The organism is Rhodococcus sp. 05-2256-B1 (assembly GCF_002258465.1).
GTDB classification, from domain to species: domain Bacteria; phylum Actinomycetota; class Actinomycetes; order Mycobacteriales; family Mycobacteriaceae; genus Rhodococcoides; species Rhodococcoides fascians.
On record NZ_NOZA01000011.1, the window covers coordinates 19,104 to 37,154 of the forward strand.

The 18,051-nt window shown below is 65.8% G+C and carries 16 protein-coding genes; 9 read left to right on the plus strand and 7 right to left on the minus strand.

Annotation, left to right across the window (positions count from 1 at the left end; translation table 11 throughout):
- Nucleotides 1–107 precede the first annotated feature (107 nt).
- Nucleotides 108–815 (plus strand): response regulator transcription factor, encoded by a 708-nt coding sequence (locus tag CH285_RS02060; RefSeq protein WP_240934918.1) that lies wholly within the window; start codon nt 108–110, stop codon nt 813–815.
- On the plus strand, nt 812–2,224 hold the full coding sequence (locus CH285_RS02065) for a HAMP domain-containing sensor histidine kinase (protein WP_032381603.1): 1,413 nt from the start codon (nt 812–814) through the stop codon (nt 2,222–2,224). Before CH285_RS02060 ends, CH285_RS02065 begins: the two co-directional genes overlap by 4 nt.
- A 5-nt stretch (nt 2,225–2,229) precedes the next feature.
- Here the strand turns inward: CH285_RS02065 and CH285_RS02070 are convergent, their stop codons facing one another.
- The 3 genes from CH285_RS02070 to CH285_RS02080 are packed head-to-tail and all read right to left on the minus strand — an operon-like array spanning nt 2,230 to nt 5,161.
- Nucleotides 2,230–3,333: an AbrB family transcriptional regulator gene (locus tag CH285_RS02070; RefSeq protein WP_094644413.1), complete on the minus strand. Its 1,104-nt coding sequence runs from the start codon at nt 3,331–3,333 to the stop codon at nt 2,230–2,232.
- Nucleotides 3,330–3,740: a universal stress protein gene (locus tag CH285_RS02075; protein ID WP_027495792.1), complete on the minus strand. Its 411-nt coding sequence runs from the start codon at nt 3,738–3,740 to the stop codon at nt 3,330–3,332. The genes CH285_RS02070 and CH285_RS02075 overlap by 4 nt, the downstream gene beginning before the upstream one ends.
- Before the next feature lie 35 nt (nt 3,741–3,775).
- Nucleotides 3,776–5,161: a CitMHS family transporter gene (locus tag CH285_RS02080; protein ID WP_094644414.1), complete on the minus strand. Its 1,386-nt coding sequence runs from the start codon at nt 5,159–5,161 to the stop codon at nt 3,776–3,778.
- Between the two features lie 169 nt (nt 5,162–5,330).
- Between CH285_RS02080 and CH285_RS02085 the strand changes: the two genes are divergently transcribed.
- Together CH285_RS02085 and CH285_RS02090 are read left to right on the plus strand one after the other, a co-directional pair.
- Nucleotides 5,331–6,995 (plus strand): sensor histidine kinase, encoded by a 1,665-nt coding sequence (locus CH285_RS02085; protein ID WP_094644415.1) that lies wholly within the window; start codon nt 5,331–5,333, stop codon nt 6,993–6,995.
- Nucleotides 6,992–7,648 (plus strand): response regulator, encoded by a 657-nt coding sequence (locus tag CH285_RS02090; protein ID WP_032388913.1) that lies wholly within the window; start codon nt 6,992–6,994, stop codon nt 7,646–7,648. The genes CH285_RS02085 and CH285_RS02090 overlap by 4 nt, the downstream gene beginning before the upstream one ends.
- Here the strand turns inward: CH285_RS02090 and CH285_RS02095 are convergent.
- Complete coding sequence (locus tag CH285_RS02095; RefSeq protein ID WP_094644416.1) at nt 7,631–9,013, minus strand: MFS transporter; 1,383 nt, start codon at nt 9,011–9,013, stop codon at nt 7,631–7,633. The genes CH285_RS02090 and CH285_RS02095 overlap by 18 nt on opposite strands.
- Before the next feature lie 74 nt (nt 9,014–9,087).
- On the opposite strand from CH285_RS02095, the gene CH285_RS02100 reads away from it, so the two are divergent.
- Nucleotides 9,088–9,612 carry a winged helix-turn-helix transcriptional regulator gene (locus tag CH285_RS02100; protein ID WP_032367528.1) on the plus strand — a complete coding sequence of 175 codons (525 nt, stop codon included), beginning with the start codon at nt 9,088–9,090 and terminating at the stop codon, nt 9,610–9,612.
- Between the two features lie 10 nt (nt 9,613–9,622).
- Here the strand turns inward: CH285_RS02100 and CH285_RS02105 are convergent, their stop codons facing one another.
- The gene (locus CH285_RS02105; protein ID WP_027495798.1) at nt 9,623–10,048 is read right to left on the minus strand and encodes an HIT family protein; all 426 of its coding nucleotides are present in this window, start codon (nt 10,046–10,048) and stop codon (nt 9,623–9,625) included.
- Between the two features lie 88 nt (nt 10,049–10,136).
- Here CH285_RS02105 and CH285_RS02110 point away from each other — a divergent pair, with 88 nt between their 5' ends.
- From CH285_RS02110 to purD, 3 genes are all read left to right on the plus strand, one after another.
- Nucleotides 10,137–11,408 (plus strand): bifunctional glycosyltransferase family 2/GtrA family protein, encoded by a 1,272-nt coding sequence (locus CH285_RS02110; RefSeq protein WP_094644417.1) that lies wholly within the window; start codon nt 10,137–10,139, stop codon nt 11,406–11,408.
- Nucleotides 11,405–13,399, plus strand: a complete 1,995-nt coding sequence (locus tag CH285_RS02115) for a glycosyltransferase family 39 protein (RefSeq protein WP_094644418.1) — start codon at nt 11,405–11,407, stop codon at nt 13,397–13,399. Before CH285_RS02110 ends, CH285_RS02115 begins: the two co-directional genes overlap by 4 nt.
- Before the next feature lie 76 nt (nt 13,400–13,475).
- Complete coding sequence (gene purD, locus CH285_RS02120; RefSeq protein ID WP_094644419.1) at nt 13,476–14,726, plus strand: phosphoribosylamine--glycine ligase; 1,251 nt, start codon at nt 13,476–13,478, stop codon at nt 14,724–14,726.
- A 67-nt stretch (nt 14,727–14,793) separates the two neighbouring features.
- Here the strand turns inward: purD and CH285_RS02125 are convergent, their stop codons facing one another.
- The gene (locus CH285_RS02125) at nt 14,794–15,630 is read right to left on the minus strand and encodes a DUF559 domain-containing protein (protein WP_094644420.1); all 837 of its coding nucleotides are present in this window, start codon (nt 15,628–15,630) and stop codon (nt 14,794–14,796) included.
- A 167-nt stretch (nt 15,631–15,797) separates the two neighbouring features.
- Here CH285_RS02125 and CH285_RS02130 point away from each other — a divergent pair, with 167 nt between their 5' ends.
- The gene (locus tag CH285_RS02130; protein WP_094644421.1) at nt 15,798–16,946 is read left to right on the plus strand and encodes a pyridoxal phosphate-dependent aminotransferase; all 1,149 of its coding nucleotides are present in this window, start codon (nt 15,798–15,800) and stop codon (nt 16,944–16,946) included.
- A gap of 65 nt (nt 16,947–17,011) precedes the next feature.
- Here CH285_RS02130 and CH285_RS02135 read toward each other — a convergent pair whose 3' ends face one another.
- Entirely contained in the window at nt 17,012–18,025 is a 1,014-nt protein-coding gene (locus CH285_RS02135) for a GntG family PLP-dependent aldolase (protein WP_255032205.1), read from the minus strand.
- Between the last annotated feature and the right edge of the window lie 26 nt (nt 18,026–18,051).

The following is an 18,051-nucleotide window of genomic DNA, read 5'->3' on the forward strand; positions in this document are numbered from 1 at the left end:
CAGGGTGCATCGCGCTCCATCATGCCCTCTCTTCGGGCCCCTCTCGTTCGGGGCTCACAGCAACCTCACAGCGAGAGTCCAGCGGACGAGCAGCAACGCGCGCGATGATGGACACCGTGAGCGAAACCCCCGAAGCGCGTGTACTGATCGTCGACGACGAACCGACCATCGTCGAGCTGTTGGCGGTCAGTCTCAAGTTCCAGGGATTCGAGGTCGCGACGGCGTCCTCCGGCCCCGAGGCCTTGGACAAGTCGCGTACCTTTCGGCCCGAGGCACTGGTCCTCGACGTCATGATGCCGGGCATGGACGGCTTCGGTCTGCTGCGCAGGCTGCGCGCAGACGGAGTGGATGCTCCGGCGTTGTTCCTGACGGCGCGAGATTCCGTGGAAGACAAGGTGACCGGTCTGACGCTCGGCGCGGACGACTACGTCACCAAGCCGTTCAGCCTCGAGGAAGTGGTGGCTCGGCTCCGGGTGATTCTGCGCCGGTCCGGTCGGACCGAGGAGACCGAATCGTCCCGAGTTGCGTTCGCGGACATCGAACTCGACGACGACACCCACGAGGTGTGGAAGGCAGGCGAGCCGGTCTCGCTCTCGCCGACCGAGTTCACACTGCTGCGGTACTTCATGGTCAATGCCGGAACAGTGCTGAGCAAGCCCCGCATTCTGGATCACGTGTGGCACTACGACTTCGGCGGTGAGGTGGGAGTGGTGGAGTCGTACGTGTCGTATCTGCGTCGTAAGGTCGACACGGGGGATACCCGATTGATCCACACGTTGCGGGGCGTCGGCTACGTCATGCGGCAGCCGCGGTGACCGGCCTCCGCTCACGGCTGGGGGACATCCCGTTGCGCTTCACTCTGGTTGCGGCCCTGCTGCTGTTGGTCGGGCTCGGACTGCTGGCATCGGGTGTCGCGGTGACGTCCTCGTTGGAGACGTCGTTGATGCGTCGCCTCGATCAGCAGTTGGTCGAGGCATCTCGGGGGTGGGCGCAACCTGACTCCCGCCCACTTCCACCCATCGGCGAGCCCAATCCTGGTCGCCCGCCGTCGAATTTCTACGTCCGGTCCGTGGCGAACGACGGCACCGTACGGGGTCCCATCAACGATGTGGCAGAAAGTGTTCCGGATCTCTCCGGTGTCACCGCCGATCGGCCGACGACGGTCGGCTCCGAGAGCGACCCAGGGAAACAGTGGCGCGTGTTGACGGTGACCAACAGTGACGGATCCACCACTGTGGGAATTCCGCTGGGTCCCAATCAACAGACCGTCAGCCGACTGATGGTGCTCCAGTTGTACATCGGGGCAGCGGTATTGGTGGTGTTGGGTGTGGTGGCGTACTTCGTGGTGCGGCGCAGTCTGCGGCCGTTGCGCGAGGTGGAGACGACGGCAGCCGCGATTGCCGCAGGCGATCTGCACCGGCGGGTGCCCCACCGCAGCGAGAGAACGGAAGTCGGTCGACTGTCGGCGGCGTTGAACGGAATGCTCTCGCAGATACAGCGGGCGTTCGCGGCGACCGCCGCCTCGGAAGAAGCGGCGCGGGCGTCCGAGGATCGGATGCGCCGGTTCGTCGCCGACGCCAGCCACGAACTGCGGACTCCGCTGACGACCATCCGGGGATTCGCCGAGCTGTACCGGCAGGGGGCTATGAGCGACATCGCATTGTTGATGACGCGGATCGAGGGCGAATCGGCGCGCATGGGACTACTCGTCGAGGATCTGCTCATGCTCGCGCGACTCGATGCCCAGCGTCCCCTCGAGGTACGTCGAGTCGACGTGCTGACCATCGCCGCCGATGCCGTGCACGATGCGAAGGCCGTCTCGCCCGCACGCGACATCTCGTTGAAGGTATCGGCAGGACCAGGTATTCCGGAGGTCGCCGGCGACGATGCCCGGCTGCGTCAGGTGTTGGCCAACCTCGTGGGGAACGCAGTGCGGCACACGCCCGAGTCCGCGTCGATCACGGTGTGCGTGGGCACCACCGAGGAGTCGGTGGTGCTCGAGGTGCAGGACACCGGCCCCGGGCTGGGCGAGGAGGAGGCAGCTCACGTCTTCGAGCGCTTCTATCGCACCGACTCGTCCCGGACCCGTGAGAGCGGGGGCAGTGGGCTCGGCCTGTCCATAGTCGCAGCCCTGGTTACCGCCCACAACGGGACCGTGGACGTGCGAAGTACTCCCGGCGCGGGTGCCACGTTCCGGGTCGAACTACCCAGGGCTGCAGACTGATCCGCTCACCCGGCCATGGACCGATCCTTCTTGCGTTCGGCGATCTTGGTGTACGCGGCAGCAGCGAGGGGCGCGGCCACGAGCATCGACACCAGCCGGATCACCTGAACGCAGGCGACGAACGTGACGTCAGATCCCGTCGTCGCGGACACGGCGAGCACTGCGGCGAGTCCGCCGGGCGTCGTCGCGAGATAACCGGTCAACATGCTGACTCCGGTGACGGCGGACAGCGCCCAGCCCAGGAGTGCGCAGATCAGACCGATCGTGAGTACGAGCAGCGCGGCCCACGGAAAGATGCGCCCGATGGCCCGCAGGCTGGCGACGGTGAAGGCAAGTCCCGCTTGCCATCCGATGACGATGAACGCCAACGGCAGTAGGACTTCCGGGACGGTGATGTCGACGGGCCAGCCGAGTAGCTCGCAGGCTCCGGCGACGATCAGCGGTCCGAGCGTGGCGGGGGCGGGGAGTCGGATCGCCTTCGCGAGCAGGATTCCGACGACGACGGCACCGATCAGAAAGGCCGTGCCGATGTACCACGGTGTCGTCGACGCCTCGTCGCTACCGGAGGTGCCACCGGTGTCGGTGTGAAAGGCGAAGGTGACGATCAACGGCATCGTGACGACCACCAACGCCACGCGGAGATACTGGACCACGGCGACGATGCGCTCGTCGCCGCCGAGCTCGCGGGCGACCGAGACCAGACCTGTTGCGCCACCGGCAATCAGAGACAATGCTCCGGTCACCGGATCGACGTCGCGGTGCAGTGCCAGCAGAGCGCCGCAGCCGGCACTGACGATCAGGGTCGCCAACCCGACGGTGACCGCGGGAAGCCAGTTCTCACCCAGCGCAGCGAGGGTGTCGGTGTCGAGCATGAGTCCGATCGTCACCGCCAGCGTGCCCTGCGCAGCCATGGACGCAGGCCGGGGCACGGCAGCCGGACCCAACCCCGTCAGTGCGAACACCACGGCGACGACGAGTGCGGCGAACAGCGACGGCGCGGTGAGGCCCAGAGCGGCGAAAAGGGCCCAGCCCCCGACGGATACGGCCGCGAGGCCGATCCATCGGAGGCTGTGCCGCACTACGGTCGTCACCTTGTCGGCAACACTCACGCTCCGGACTTGACCAGTAGAACCGGAACCGGAATTTCGAGCAGCAGGCGCTGAATCGTCTGTCCCATCAGGAACTTGCCGACTGCCGAGCGGTGCCGGGAGCCGACGACGAGGATCTCGGACTTCTGCTCCTCCACCAGAGTCAGCAGAGTGTTCACGGCGTCGGGATCGGGGCGACCCACCGCCACGGTCCAGGCCACGGCCTCGGCGTTGTCGATGTCGGCCAAGGCGGTCTCCACTGAGGTGGAGACCGCAGCGGTTTCGCCTGCCTCGGCGGACGGCTCGGCCGATCCCGACAGTGCGTGCAGGACGACCAGATCGGTCTCTCTGATCCGAGCTTCTCGAACGGCGGCCGCGAGTGCTGCGCGGCCCTCGGGTGAATTGTTGTGCAGTACGCCAACAGTCATGACGGTGTCTCCTTCGGGAAGGTGGGGGTGAGGGATCAGCCGAACGGAATCTGACCGAGGACGATGCCGACCGCCAGCATTGCGAGGGAGACGACCACCGCTCGCCACAACACCTTCTTGTGGTGATCGGCCAGCGAGACTCCGGCGAGCGTGACCAGCAGCAGGATGGCCGGAACCAGCGGGCTCTGCAGGTGGACGGGCTGACCGGTGATGGAGGCACGGGCCATCTCGACGGGGTCGATGCCGTACTTGCTCGCGGTCTCGGTGAGCACCGGCAGGATGCCGAAGTAGAACGCGTCGTTGGTCATGAAGAACGTCAGCGGGATGCTCAGGATGCCGGTTATCACGGCCAGGTACGGGCCCATGCCCGACGGGATGACGTTGAGCAGCCACTCGGCCATGGCTTCGACCATGCCGGTGCCCTGGAAGACGCCCGTCAGGATTGCTGCGGCGAGCACCATGGCGACGACGGAGACGATGGAGGACGAGTGTCGAGCGATCGCGTCGCCCTGCTCCTTGACCTTCGGGAAGTTGACCGTCAGCGCGATCGAGGCAGCGATCATGAACAGCACGGGGATGGGAAGAATGTCCATGACCAGGATGACGAGGAGAACGACCGTCAGAGCAGCGTTGAACCACAGCAACTTCGGGCGCAGCGTGTCGCGATTGGGGTCCAGACCGTCGAAGAACTGACCCGATTCGCCGGAGCCGTCCGAACCGCCGGCGCCCGATCCGTTTCCGCCCTTACCGCCCTTGCGGATGCTTCCACCACCGCCGGATGCAACCAGCTCGGGTTCGTAGATCAGCTTGCCGATGCGTCGACGCTCCATGATGCCGAGGTGAACGGCGAAGAGCAGCACGATGATCAGGCCGACGATCATCGACGGAACCATCGGAACGAACACGTCGGACGGGGAGATTCCCAGAGCTGACGCAGCGCGAACCGTCGGGCCGCCCCACGGGATGATGTTCATCGTGCCGTTGGCGAGTCCGGCGACGACCGTCAGAATGACCGGGCTGACACCGAGTTTCAGGTAGAGCGGCAGCAGTGCGGACGTGACGATGATGAAGGTGGTCGAGCCGTCGCCGTCGAGCGAGACGACCATGGCCAGAATGGCCGTTCCGACAACAAGTTTCATCGGGTCGTTGCGTACGACACGCAGGATGCCGCGCACCAGTGGGTCGAACAGTCCGACGTCGATCATGATTCCGAAGAAGATGATGGCGAAGAACAGCAGGGCCGCGGTGGGGGCCAGGGACTTGATGCCGTCGGTGATCATGTCACCGATGCCGAGTCCCGCGCCGGCCAGCAGACCGAAGATGACAGGGACGAGGGTGAGTGCGACGACGGGCGTGGCTCTCTTGGTCAAGATCAAGAACATGAAGGCGGCTACCATGAGGAAGCCGAGTATCACCAACATCGTGCACTCCTTCTCGAAATGTGTGAGGTGGGTCCGGTTGGACTACGTGTTGTGACTGAAGTTACGTAACCGGCATCACATGTTCGCCGTTGTGCGCACTACCCGCGCAAGCAACGTAAAGAGCCTTTTGCGCATTGTGCTCGAGCAGCTCTCGCTCTAGCCTTGGCTGGTGCGATTGAGGACTCAAGTGCTGCTGCTGCAGGCCGCGTTGGTTGCGGTGGCGCTGGCAGTGGCGTTCGGAGTATTCGCGATCAGTAGCGGCGAACAGGCCAGCGAGGAGTACGGCGAGCGGGCACTCGCGGTCGCGCGGACCGTGGCCTCCGACCCCGAGGTGCGTTCGCTCGTGGGGCAGTTCTCGGCCGCGGACACCGCGGGGACCGATGCTGCGCCGGCGGGAGTGCTGGCAGGCGGTGCACTGCAACGGACGGGCGAAAGCGCCCGGGAGCGCACCGATGCACTGTTCGTCGTCATCACCGACGACCGGGGACTGCGCCTGGCACATCCGGATCCGACCGTCCTGGGACAACGGGTGAGCACCGATCCGTCCGGGGCGTTGGCCGGCAACGAGGTCGTCGAATCCCAACGCGGCACACTGGGCGACTCCGTCCGTGCCAAAGTGCCCATCCTGGCTCTCGGCTCGGCGGACGTCGTGATCGGCGAAGTGAGCGTCGGAATCTCCACGACGGCAGTGCGAACCGAGCTGGTGAAGGATCTGATCAACGGCGCACTGGTCACCGGCGCAGTCCTGCTGTTGGGTGTGCTGGGCTCGATCCTGCTGGCGCGCAGGTGGAAGCGGCTGACCCTGGGCCTCGAACCCGAGGAACTCGCCGAGCTCGTGCGCGAGCAGGAGGCGGTGCTGCACGGCATCGGCGAAGGCGTGGTGGCCATCGATCCGGACGGCATCGTCACCGTCGTCAACGACGAGGCGCGCACCTTGCTCTCGATCGAGGGGAAGCCGGGAATGCGCGTGGAGGACATCGGTCTGACGCCCAGATTGCTCGAGGTCATCGAGATCCCTACGGGCGAGCCGGTACTCGCGGCCGTCGACGAGGTCGTCGTCATCGCGGCTGCGCGAAAGGTGCTGCGTGACAATCGAGATCTGGGAACGGTACTCACCGTGCGAGATCGAACGGACGTGGAGGCACTGACGCGTCAACTCGACGCGGTGCAGTCGATGTCCGCGGTGCTGCGCGCCCAGCGACACGAGTTCGCGAACCGGATGCATCTGGTCAGTGGGCTGCTGCACGAGGGCCACCCCGATCGGGCGTCGGAGTACATCGACGAGATTCTCGGTGTCGGACCGAGATCGGAGGCGGTCGAGGGCATCGATGCGGTCTCCGACGCCTACCTACGTTCCTTCCTCACGGCCAAGGCGGCACACGCGCGCGAGAGTGGCGTGCGACTGGTGTTGGGGGAGAACACCTGGGTCGGTGGAGAACTGGTCGGACCGGTGGATGTCACCACCGTGCTGGGCAACCTGATCGACAACGCCATCGACGCAGCACGGCTCGGTGCACGTCGACCTGCCGAAGTGGAAGTCGAGCTGGTGCAGGAGGATTCGACCCTGCATATCGTCGTCGTCGATTCGGGTGACGGCGTTGCGTTGGCACCCGAGCAGGTGTTCGTCGAGGGAGTCTCGACCAAATCGACGGCGGACACGCCGGGTGGCCGAGGCGTGGGACTGGCACTGAGCCGACAGATCGCGCGAACCCGTGGCGGAGAGGTGACGTTGGCCGATGCCGGCGGGCAGATCACCGCCGACAACGACCGCGGGGGCGCAGTGTTCATCGCCTCGATTCCCGACGCACTACTGATCGAAGAGGTGACGCAATGAAAGTTCTCGTCGTCGACGACGACTTCCGGGTCGCAGATCTGCATGCCGCACTGGTGAATTCGCTCGACCGGTACGAGGTGGCCGCAGTGGCGACGAGTATCGCCCAGGCACGCGAGCTGCTGACGACACAGTCGTTCGACCTGGCACTGGTGGACGTCTATCTGCCGGATGGGTCCGGTATCGACCTGGTGCGAGAGCTGCCGTGTGACGCCGTGGTGCTCTCCGCTGCTGCGGATCAGCACACGGTGCGCTCGGCGATGACCGCGGGCGCATGGACGTATCTGATCAAGCCGTTTCCGCGCTCGGCGCTGGTCGATCGCCTCACCGGGTATCTTGCATACCGCGGCGCGCTCGACCGTACAGACGAACTGACTCAGGCGGACATCGACGGTGGGCTCGACGCCCTCCGCCCGCGCGCTGCGGCTCCGTTACCGGCCTCGCAGTCGGTCACCCGCGACCTGGTGCTCGACGCGGTGCGCGGAACGGCGGAGCCGATGTCGGCCGGAGAAGTTGCTGCGGCCATCGGCATATCGCGAGCGACGGCCCAGCGGTATCTGGCCACCCTGGTGTCCAAGGGGCGGTTGCGAATGCAACTGCGGTACGGATCGACCGGGCGTCCAGAGCAGGAGTACTCGCTACCGCCGGGTGCGTGACATCGCTACGACCGCAGCTCCGACGAGCGAAATGGCCGCGGTGAGCAGAGCCGCGGTGTTCCACCCCGTGACCAGAGCGGCCGCGGCATGATCGCCGGCCGGCACGGCAACCACAGCAACGACGGTGACCCCTATAGCGGATCCGACGTAGCGCGCGGTGTTGTTGGCCCCGCTGCCCATACCGCCGCGTCCGACCGGGACGCTGGCCACGGCCTCGCGCCCCAGCGCGGCGTTGAGGATGCCACTGGCGACGCCCGCCGCGAGCAGTCCCGGCAGCAGCCGAGGCCAGCCGGCGTCCGCGGCGAGGCCCGTCAGCATCACCATGCCCAGTGCCACTCCGATCAGTCCGGCGGCGAGCTGGGTCCGGCCGCTGACCGCGGCCGGGATTCGCCGAGCCAGCAGGGCGGTAACGACCGAGGTCGCAGACCACGCGAACAGCAGAATTGCTGCCCCGAGGGCATCGATGCCCAGCGCGGTGCCCACGAACCCGGCCATGTACGACATCAGTGCGATGATTCCGCCGCCTGTGGCCAGAGCGGCGACCGTGGCGGCGAGAAACGGAGGGTGGCGGAAGAGGGTGAGATCCAGCATCGCTGTTGCGCTGCGTAATTCGAGGATCACGAAGGCGGCCAGGAGTAGTGCGGCGAGGACGAACAGAACGATGGGAGTGACGGCGGTCCAGCCCTGCCTGCCCTCGACCAACGCAGCCAGCAACGCGGCAATGCCCGTGGCCAACAGCAGCGCACCGAGGGGATCGAGCCCACGCGGGGCGTCGGACATGGATTCTTCGACGCGCAGCTGCGCGACGACGGCGAGCACGAGAGTGGCGATCGCGAGGACCACGTACGCCTCCCGCCAGCTGGCCCATCGGTCGAGAAGCGCGGCGAGCAGCGGTCCGAGCGCGATACCGGCCCCGACGCTGGCACCCCAGACTCCGCTGGCCTTGGCGCGCACCGGCCCCGCGGGGTGCGTGTGCGCGATGATGCCGAGGCTCGACGCGACGACCGCCGCGCCGCCGAGGCCCTGCAGGATGCGGGCGAGGACGAAGATCAGGGTGTTGGGAGAGACGGCACAAACGATGGCGCCGACGGCCAGAACGGCTGCTCCGAGTACGAAGGTGCGGCGACGGCCGAAGTCGTCTGCGACGGTCCCGGTGGTGAGCAACGCGGCGGCGAGACCGATGCTCATCGAGCTCAGAATCCAGGTCCGTCCCGCTGCGTCCGACATCAGGTCCAGCGCGGTGCTGTTGATCGTCGCGAGCGGAGCGGTGAACGCCATCAGCGTCAACAAGGTGCCCGATGCGGCGACGGCCAGTGCGCGGGTGCCGTTCGTGGTGCCGGCGGGCGTGGGTGCAGTGTCGGTCATCGTCGTCTCTCTGGTCTGGTGATCGAACTGTAAACGGCCAACTTGGTTCGGTCAACAGACTGTACGATCGGCGCATGGCACTCGGAACCGACTACGCCCGCCAGGACTGCCCCTTGGCCCGCGCGCTCGAACTCGTCGGCGAGCGCTGGACCATGCTCATCGTGCGCGACAGCTTCTTCGGGGTCCGGCGCTTCGGCGACTTCCAGGTCCACCTCGACATTTCCAAGGCAGTTCTGGCTCAACGGCTCGGCACCCTGGTCGACGCCGGATTGCTCGACCGGCAAGCCCGAGCCCATGGCGGCGGCCACGACGACTACGTCCCGACGCACGCCCTCGAAGGACTGTGGCCGGCCGTCTACGCCCTGAGCTACTGGGGTGAGGAACAGAACCCGAAGCCCACGGGCACACGTCGCCGATTTCTGCATGCGACCTGCGGGACAGATCTGGGACCGCTCGGACTGTGCCCCGAGTGTGGCGTCGCACCCGGCCCACGCGACATCGATACCGACATCGGACCGGGTTACGACCCGGACAACCGATCCGACGCGGTATCGACGCAGCTACGAACGCGCCGACGGCTACTGGCACCTCTGCGCTGAGCGAGGCGCATCAGTTAGGGACGTGAGCCTCGTGCCCGAGGTGGCGTAGCGCTGCTCGAAGCTTGTCGGCAGCCTCGTCCTGTGACTCCGCGGACGGGTTCGGATCCGCACCGGAGATATCGAAATTGCCCATGTCGTACGCCGGAAACACGTGCAGATGCAGGTGCGGCACCTCGAGACCGGCGATCAACAGCCCGGCCCTGGGCGCGTCGAACGCCGTCCTGACAGCCTGACCGATGATCTGCGCGACCGCAGTGATCTTGGCGAACACGGCACCGTCGACGTCCTGCCACTGATCGATCTCCGCACGCGGAACCACCAACGTGTGTCCCTGAGTGACGGGCGCAATCGTCAGAAACGCCACGACGTCGTCGTCCTGCCAGACGAACCGTCCGGGAATCTCGCCTGCGATAATCTTGCTGAAAATAGAAGCCATGGGAACAGAATGCCTTATTGGGGCGTCTCCCAGGTGATTGCCAGGTTCGTCGCAGCGTGGGTCCAGCTGCACACACGAGTGTTGCCTCATGACAACGAACTACCTCGCCCGAGCAGGAGACCACCGGCCCGGCTCGAACGCAACGGCCACGCTCGAGGTGGTCATCCCGGTGTACAACGAAGAGGAGGATCTCGAGCAGTGCATTCGTCGACTGCACGAGCATCTCGAGGAAAGGATCCCGTTTCGGTCGCGAATCACCATCGCCGACAACGCAAGTACCGACGGCACCCTCGCGGTGGCGCATCGGCTCGCCGACGAGATCGACGGAGTTCGGGTTCATCATCTCGACGAGAAGGGACGCGGGCGGGCGCTCAAAGCGGTGTGGCTCGTGTCCGACGCCGACGTCGTTGCCTACATGGATGTCGATCTGTCCACCGACCTCAACGCCCTCATGCCGCTCGTCGCTCCACTGCTGTCGGGTCACTCGGACCTCGCCATCGGCTCTCGGCTGAACCGGTCGTCCCGGGTCGTTCGCGGAGTGAAACGTGAATTGATCTCGCGCAGTTACAATCTCATCCTGCGCACCTCGCTGCGCGCCCGCTTCTCCGACGCTCAGTGCGGGTTCAAGGCGATGCGCACCGATGTTGCTCGCCAGTTGCTTCCACTCGTCGAAGACACCGGATGGTTCTTCGACACCGAACTGCTCGTCATCGCCGATAAGGTCGGCCTACGGATTCACGAGGTGCCGGTCGATTGGGTCGACGACCCCGACAGCAGCGTCCACCTCCTCGATACCGCCGTCAAGGATCTGCAGGGATGCTGGCGCGTCGGTCGTGCCCTTGCGACCGGAATGCTCCCCGTCGCCGAACTGCGTCGAAGCCTGGGACGGGAGCCGCTCGTGGCCGGTGTACCGCACGGAATGATCGGCCAGCTGGTGCGATTCGGCATCATCGGTGTCGCGAGCACCGTGGCCTACGCACTGCTGTATCTGGTGCTGCATCCCATGATCGGAGCACAGGCCGCGAACTTCGCCGGACTGCTCATCACCGCGATACTGAACACAGCGGCCAACCGTGCCTTCACTTTCGGCGTCCGAGGGCCCGCGAGCGCGGGTAAGCACCAGCTGCAGGGTCTGGCGATCTTCGGTGTCGCGCTGCTGATGACCAGCGGCTCGCTCGCGGTACTGCACGCCTGGTCCCCGGACGTGTCGCGGCACGTCGAACTCGCCGTTCTCGTCGTCGCCAATCTCGTTGCCACCGTGTGCCGATTCGTCGCACTGCGGTGGGTCTTCCGTAATCCGGAGTCCGATCTTTCGGAGTCCGATCTTTCGGTGTCCGATCCTTTGGGGGAGAACCGATGACCACGACGATCGAACGGCCGTCCGCGGCCGCGCCGACCGAGCCGGCGACCTCCCGGCGGTGGGAACTCCTCGGGTTGGCCGCTCTGCTGATCGGCACCGGCGTGGCATACATCTGGGGACTCGGTGCCTCGGGTTGGGCCAACTCCTTCTATTCCGCAGCGATACAAGCAGGTTCGGTGTCGTGGAAGGCCTTCTTCTTCGGATCCTCCGACGCGGCCAACTCCATCACCGTCGACAAGCCGCCGATGTCACTGTGGCTGATGTCGTTGTCGGTGCGGGTGTTCGGGCTCAACACCTGGGCGATGCTGGTGCCGCAGGCGCTCCTCGGAGTCGCCTCCGTTGCGCTGCTCCGAGCCGTCGTCGTCCGCCGATTCGGTGCGTCCGCCGGGCTGCTCGCCGGACTGGTGCTGGCGCTGACTCCCGTTGCCGCACTGATGTTTCGGTTCAACAATCCCGACGCGTTGCTGGGGCTACTGATGATCGCCGCCGTCTGGGCCATGTTGCGAGGCGTCGAATCGGGAAAGACCAAGTGGCTGTTGATCACCGGTATGTTCGTCGGATTCGGCTTTCTCACCAAGCAGCTTCAGGTGATGCTCGTCGTACCGCCGCTGGCCTTGACGTACTTGATCGCCGGGCCGCCCAAACTCGGCACTCGAGTGCTGCAACTGTTCGCCGCACTCGGAGCCATGATCGTCTCGGCCGGTTGGTGGTTGCTGATCGTCGAATTCTGGCCGGCATCCTCGCGGCCGTGGGTCGGTGGCTCGCAGAACAATTCGATTCTGGAACTGACTCTCGGCTACAACGGGTTGGGTCGACTCAGTGGCAACGAGACCGGCAGCGTCACCCCGGGCGGCGGTGGTGGCGGCGGGTCGATGTGGGGCGAGACCGGCATCCTCCGCATGTTCGACGCCTCCCAGGGCGGCCAGATCGCCTGGCTCATACCTGCCGCATTGTTGCTGCTGGTGACGGGACTGGTGTTGCGAGGCAAAGCCCCTCGCACCGATGCGCAACGCGCGTCGTTGATCGTCTGGGGCGCATGGCTGCTCGTCACCGGTCTGACGTTCAGCTTCATGGCCGGCATCTTCCACTCGTATTACACGGTCGCACTCTCGCCTGCCGTCGCTGCGCTCGTGGGTATCGGCAGTGTGATGCTGTGGCGCGAACGACAGCGGTTGTGGGTCCGGATCGCGATGGCGCTCGCGGTGGCGTCGACCGTCGCACTGGCGTGGGTGCTGCTCGGCCGTAGCGCGAGCTTCGTGCCGTGGCTGAAGTGGGCGATCCTGGTCGTCGGTGTGGTGGCGGTGGTGGCTCTGCTGATTCCGGCCCTCACTCGCGGCAGGCTCGCCGCGGTCGCGATTCTCGCGGTGATGTTCGCCGGACTGGCCGGGCCGACGGCGTACGCGGTGGACACGATCGGCACCCCGCACACCGGATCGATCGTGTCCGCCGGGCCGAACACCGGTATGCGCGGATTCGGCGGCATGGGTGAGGGCCGGCGCGGGCAGGGTGGTCTGCCGGGTGGAATGCAGTTGCCTCCCGGTGCACAGATGCCGGCCGGAATGCAGCCACCGGCGGGACTCCCGGGTCAGGCCGGCCAGCTGCCGGGCGGAGCCGAGATGGGCATGGGCGGCGGTATGGGTGGACTGCTCGAAGGCAGCACCCCGACCGCCGAGGTCACCGCAATGCTCGAACAGGACGCAGGTTCGTACACCTGGGTGGCGGCGGCCATCGGTGCCAACACCGCGGCGGGTTATCAACTGGCCACCGAGGATCCCGTCATGCCCGTGGGCGGCTTCAACGGAACCGACCCGTCGCCGACCCTCGCCGAGTTCCAGCAGTACGTGGCCGACGGCCGAATCCACTACTTCATCGGAGGCGGCGGTATGGGTGGCAGGGAGTCGGGTTCCTCGGCCGAAATCTCGGCATGGGTGACCGAGAACTTCACCGCGACCACCGTCGACAACGTCACGCTGTACGACCTGACACAGTAATCTCGCCATCCCCGACGGGCCCCGCATCACGACAGGTGCGGGGCCCGTCGGCGTCGAGCAGATAGTCTGATGCACTGTGCGCGTACTCGTCATAGGTTCCGGTGCTCGTGAGCACGCCCTTCTACTTGCGTTGAAGGCCGACCCGTCGGTCGACAAGCTGTTCGTCGCTCCCGGCAATGCAGGCACGGCCACGCTCGCCGAACAGCACGCCGTCGACGTGGCATCCGGTGAGGCGGTGACAGCACTGGCCACGAAGCTCGAGGTGGACCTCGTCGTCATCGGCCCCGAGGTGCCCCTGGTTCTCGGAGTGGCCGATTCTCTGCGCGAAGCCGGCATCGCCACATTCGGCCCGTCGGCCGACGCCGCACGCATCGAAGGATCCAAGGCCTTCGCCAAAGACGTCATGGCACAGGCCGGCGTGCGAACCGCACACAGCGAAATAGTCGACTCGCCCGCACTGCTCGATGCCGCCCTCGACCGATTCGGCCCCAACTGGGTCGTCAAGGACGACGGACTCGCAGCAGGCAAAGGCGTCGTCGTCACCACCGACCGCCTCGTCGCTCGCGACCACGCCGCCGAACTCCTCGAAAACGGTCACCCGGTACTGCTCGAGTCGTTCCTCGACGGCCCCGAGGTGTCCCTGTTCTGCCTCGTCGACGGCGAGACCGTGGTGCCGCTGCTGCCCGCGCAGGACCACAAACGCGTCGGCGACGGAGACACCGGCCCCAACACCGGTGGCATGGGCGCGTACACCCCACTCCCATGGTTGCCCGAAGGTGCGGTCGACGAGATCGTCCGTGACGTGGTGAAACCCGTTGCGGCCGAGATGGTGAAGCGTGGAGTGCCGTTCTCGGGTCTGCTGTACGCCGGTCTCGCGATGGGTGCCGACGGCCCGGCCGTCGTCGAATTCAACTGTCGCTTCGGCGATCCCGAGACTCAGGCGGTGCTGGCCTTGCTGGAGTCACCGCTCGGCGAGGCGCTGAACGCGACGGCCACCGGCACGCTGGCGTCACTGCCGCCTCTGCGCTGGAAGGACGGCGCGGCGGTCACCGTCGTCATCGCCGCCGAGAACTACCCCGGTCGCCCCCGCACCGGTGACGAGATCCTCGGCTCCGAGGGCGAAGGCGTCCTGCATGCCGGCACCGCTGTGAAGGACGGCGCGGTCGTCTCCGCGGGTGGACGCGTGCTGAGCGTCGTCGGCACAGGATTCGACCTCACCGCCGCCCGAGATGACGCCTACTCCCGGATCGCCGGAATCCGATTGCCGGGCAGCCACTTCCGCACCGACATCGGCCTCGCTGCCGTGGAGGGTCGCATCTCGCTGTAGGTGACCTCAGCGCCCACTATTCGTGCTGAAACACCTTTTCCCGATTTTGGGAGCGAATTGTGGGCGCTCAGGTCAGTGCCTTCCGGCGTCGACGCACCGTATCGATGATCTGGTCCACCACGTAAGCGAGGTTGCTCATCACCATCGCTGCCGAATAACGCAGAACCAACCAACCGTCGAGTTGCAGAGAGTTCTGCCGAACTCGATCGCTGGTGAACACCTTGGACTCTACGTGGAACTCACGGCCGTCTATCTCCACGATCACCCGTGACCTCCGGTCCATCAGGTCGGCAAAGTACCGGCCCACCTCGGCGTTGATTTCCAAGTGGTAGCCCCGCGCCGTGAGTGCGCGCGCCACTATTCGCTCCGGCTCGGACAAGGTGCGTGGACAACACACGCGTAGTTGTTTTCTCACCGCTGCAATCCCGGCCATCCCCGCAGACTCCTCACACTGCAGCGCAACCGCCCGCCAGCTGACCTTGTGCGTGAGTGCGGCGTCGAAGAATTGCTCCAGTGCAGTCGTGGGCAACATGGCTGCAGCGTCGATGATGCACTGTTCGATCGTGACAACGGGAAGCAGATCGACGTAGCTGGACTCGATCAGGGTTCGGCGGTATTGGCGAACCCACGGCGGGCCTGCCCGTTTTGTAGAGCGAGCGATCGTGACGTGAACCTGCTCCGGTTCGTGGTCGAGCAGGGTCCACCACCACGCAGCCGTCAGGTGACTGAGCACGGCTTTCGGTTGCCACAACGTGACCGCGGCGCACCGGTCGCGGAAATCGGGCTCGCCGGTGCAGTAGATGGCAGGCAGTATTCGCGTCAACTTTCCGGTCTTGGTGCGGTAGGTGATAGCTCCTCTGGTCATTCCCGAATCGAGTAGTTGTTGTTGCGTGTACACCGTCATTCGCACAGCCTTGCGTCGAAATAGTCGTCGCGGGAGAGAGATTCGCGAATTGTGGATAGCCTTGATTCCTGTGGATAACTGACCTCAGGTCACACTTTGCGAGGACTCCGACGGTATGCCGTGTGGTAGTGCGAATAGTGGGCGATGAGGTCAGTAGTGTCGATGGAATGCACAGTGAATCGCAGCGATCGAAGGTCGAGCCGTTCCACGTGATGGATGTGTTCGCCGCGGCGGCCGAGCGGGCGCGTACTCACGGTGATGTGCTGTCGCTCGCCGCAGGTCAGCCGTCGACCAGGGCACCCGAGCCGGTGTTGCGCGCCACCCGAGACGCGCTGGATTCGCATCTGCTCGGGTACACCGAGACGCTGGGCATTCTGCCGCTACGGCAAGCGATCGCGGAGTACCACAGCACGCGGTACGGCATCACCGTCGAGGCCGGCGACGTGGTGATCACCACCGGGTCGTCGGGCGCATTCACGTTGTTGTTCCTCGCTGCGTTCGACGCGGGGGATACCGTCGTCATGGCCAGGCCCGGGTACCCGGCGTATCGAAACACGTTGGCGGCGTTGGGCTGTCGCGTCGTCGAACTGGATTGTGTGGAGGAGACACGGTTCCAGCCCACCGTCGCGATGCTCGACGAACTACCGGAGCCGCCTGCCGGGCTCATCGTTGCCAGTCCGGCCAATCCCACCGGCACGATCATCGACCCCGACGAGCTGGCCGCCATCACACGCTGGTGCGACGAGCACGGAACCCTGTTGATTTCCGACGAGATCTATCACGGCATCTCCTACGGCGATGCGCACACGTCGAGCGCGTGGGAGACGTCGAAGGAATCCGTGGCCATCGGATCGGTGTCCAAGTACTTCTCGATGACGGGGTGGCGCATGGGCTGGATGCTGCTGCCGGCCCGATTGCGCAGGGCCGTCGAACGTTTGGCGTCGAACATGACGGTCTGCCCGCCGGCTATTTCGCAGGTGGCAGCCATTGCGGCGTTCACCGAAGAGTCGCGCCGCGAGCTGGATTCGCATGTCGAGCGGTACGCCGTCAACCGCAGGATCCTGCTCGACGGTTTGCCTGCGTTGGGTATCACCGATCTGGCTCCGGCCGACGGTGCCTTCTACGTGTACGCCGACATCGCGCATCTCACCGACGACTCGCGTAGTTGGTGCGCCCGAGTGCTGGCCGAGACCGGTGTCGCGTTGGCACCCGGCGTCGACTTCGACACCGTCCGTGGGAACCACACGGTGCGATTCTCGTTCGCGGGCACCACGTCCGACGTCGAAGAAGCGTTGGAGCGACTACGTCGCATGTGAATGGAAACTCGTAGCAGGCTACGAGGCAGGAGTGGAGCCTGCGGAACGACAGGAAAGCGCTGCGCTCACATGCGGCGCAGCCGCTCCAGCACCTCGTCGATGTCGGCGGCGGATACGTCGCGATGCGTCACGAAGCGCACCTTGGCGGCGACGGTGACGGCGGCGATGCCCAGATCGGCCAGCTCGGTCACCGTCCGAACAGGATCGGCGACGGCGGCGAGCACGATATTCGTCTGAGGTTCCGCGACCTCCCAGCCCCGTTCACGAAGGCCGCGTGCCAGCGTCGAGGCATTTGCGTGATCCTCGGCGAGATCGCCGATTCGATCAAGGGCGACGAGCCCTGCCGCAGCGAGCACGCCACCCTGACGCACGCCGCCGCCCAACATCTTTCGCACACGCCGGGCCTCATGGATTCGCGCCGCATCGGAGACGAGCATCGAGCCGACGGGTGCACCGAGCCCCTTGCTCAGGCATACTTGCACCGTGTCTGCGCCGGCGGTCAACGACGCGATCGGAACATCCAGTGCCACAGCGGCATTCCACAGCCGAGCCCCGTCGAGGTGAATTCGCAATCCCGAGTCACGTCCGGCAGCAACGAGTTCCGCCCACTCGTCCGGTCCCAACACGGCACCGCCGGCGAAATTGTGTGTGTTCTCGAGCGAGAGCAATGTGGTCCGCAGGGCGAAGTACGGTCCGACGCCGCCGGCTGCCGCACGCACCGTCGACGCAAGGGGGCGTCCGGGGCCACCGTCGTGAGGAAGTGCTTCGGGCATTCCGCCCGCCAACCAGGCTGCGGTGCCGAGCTCGGAGCCCAGGACGTGCGCGTGCTCCGGGGCCAGGAATCGATCGCCGCGCTGCAGATGGAGCATCAGCGCGATGATGTTGCCCATCGAACCGGACGGCACCCACAGCGCCGCCTCGAAGCCGAGCAGATCCGCCACTCTTTCCTCGAGCGCCGCCATCGTCGGATCGTGATCGAGGACGTCGTCGCCCACTTCGGCGTCGACCATTGCTTGTCGCATGATCGAATCTGGTCGGGTGATGGTGTCGGAGCGAAGGTCGATAGGTCGATGAGCCACGAACACTGACAATTCCATAGCGCGAA

Bases quoted from the DNA above. Each gene is read 5' to 3' on its own strand.
- CH285_RS02060 (WP_240934918.1), top strand. From the start codon at position 108: ATGGACACCGTGAGCGAAACCCCCGAAGCGCGTGTACTGATCGTCGAC.
- CH285_RS02075 (WP_027495792.1), bottom strand. From the start codon at position 3,740: ATGACTGTTGGCGTACTGCACAACAATTCACCCGAGGGCCGCGCAGCA.
- CH285_RS02080 (WP_094644414.1), bottom strand. From the start codon at position 5,161: ATGTTGGTGATACTCGGCTTCCTCATGGTAGCCGCCTTCATGTTCTTG.
- CH285_RS02090 (WP_032388913.1), top strand. From the start codon at position 6,992: ATGAAAGTTCTCGTCGTCGACGACGACTTCCGGGTCGCAGATCTGCAT.
- CH285_RS02095 (WP_094644416.1), bottom strand. From the start codon at position 9,013: ATGACCGACACTGCACCCACGCCCGCCGGCACCACGAACGGCACCCGC.
- CH285_RS02100 (WP_032367528.1), top strand. From the start codon at position 9,088: ATGGCACTCGGAACCGACTACGCCCGCCAGGACTGCCCCTTGGCCCGC.
- CH285_RS02105 (WP_027495798.1), bottom strand. From the start codon at position 10,048: ATGGCTTCTATTTTCAGCAAGATTATCGCAGGCGAGATTCCCGGACGG.
- CH285_RS02110 (WP_094644417.1), top strand. From the start codon at position 10,137: ATGACAACGAACTACCTCGCCCGAGCAGGAGACCACCGGCCCGGCTCG.
- CH285_RS02115 (WP_094644418.1), top strand. From the start codon at position 11,405: ATGACCACGACGATCGAACGGCCGTCCGCGGCCGCGCCGACCGAGCCG.
- CH285_RS02125 (WP_094644420.1), bottom strand. From the start codon at position 15,630: ATGACGGTGTACACGCAACAACAACTACTCGATTCGGGAATGACCAGA.
- CH285_RS02130 (WP_094644421.1), top strand. From the start codon at position 15,798: ATGCACAGTGAATCGCAGCGATCGAAGGTCGAGCCGTTCCACGTGATG.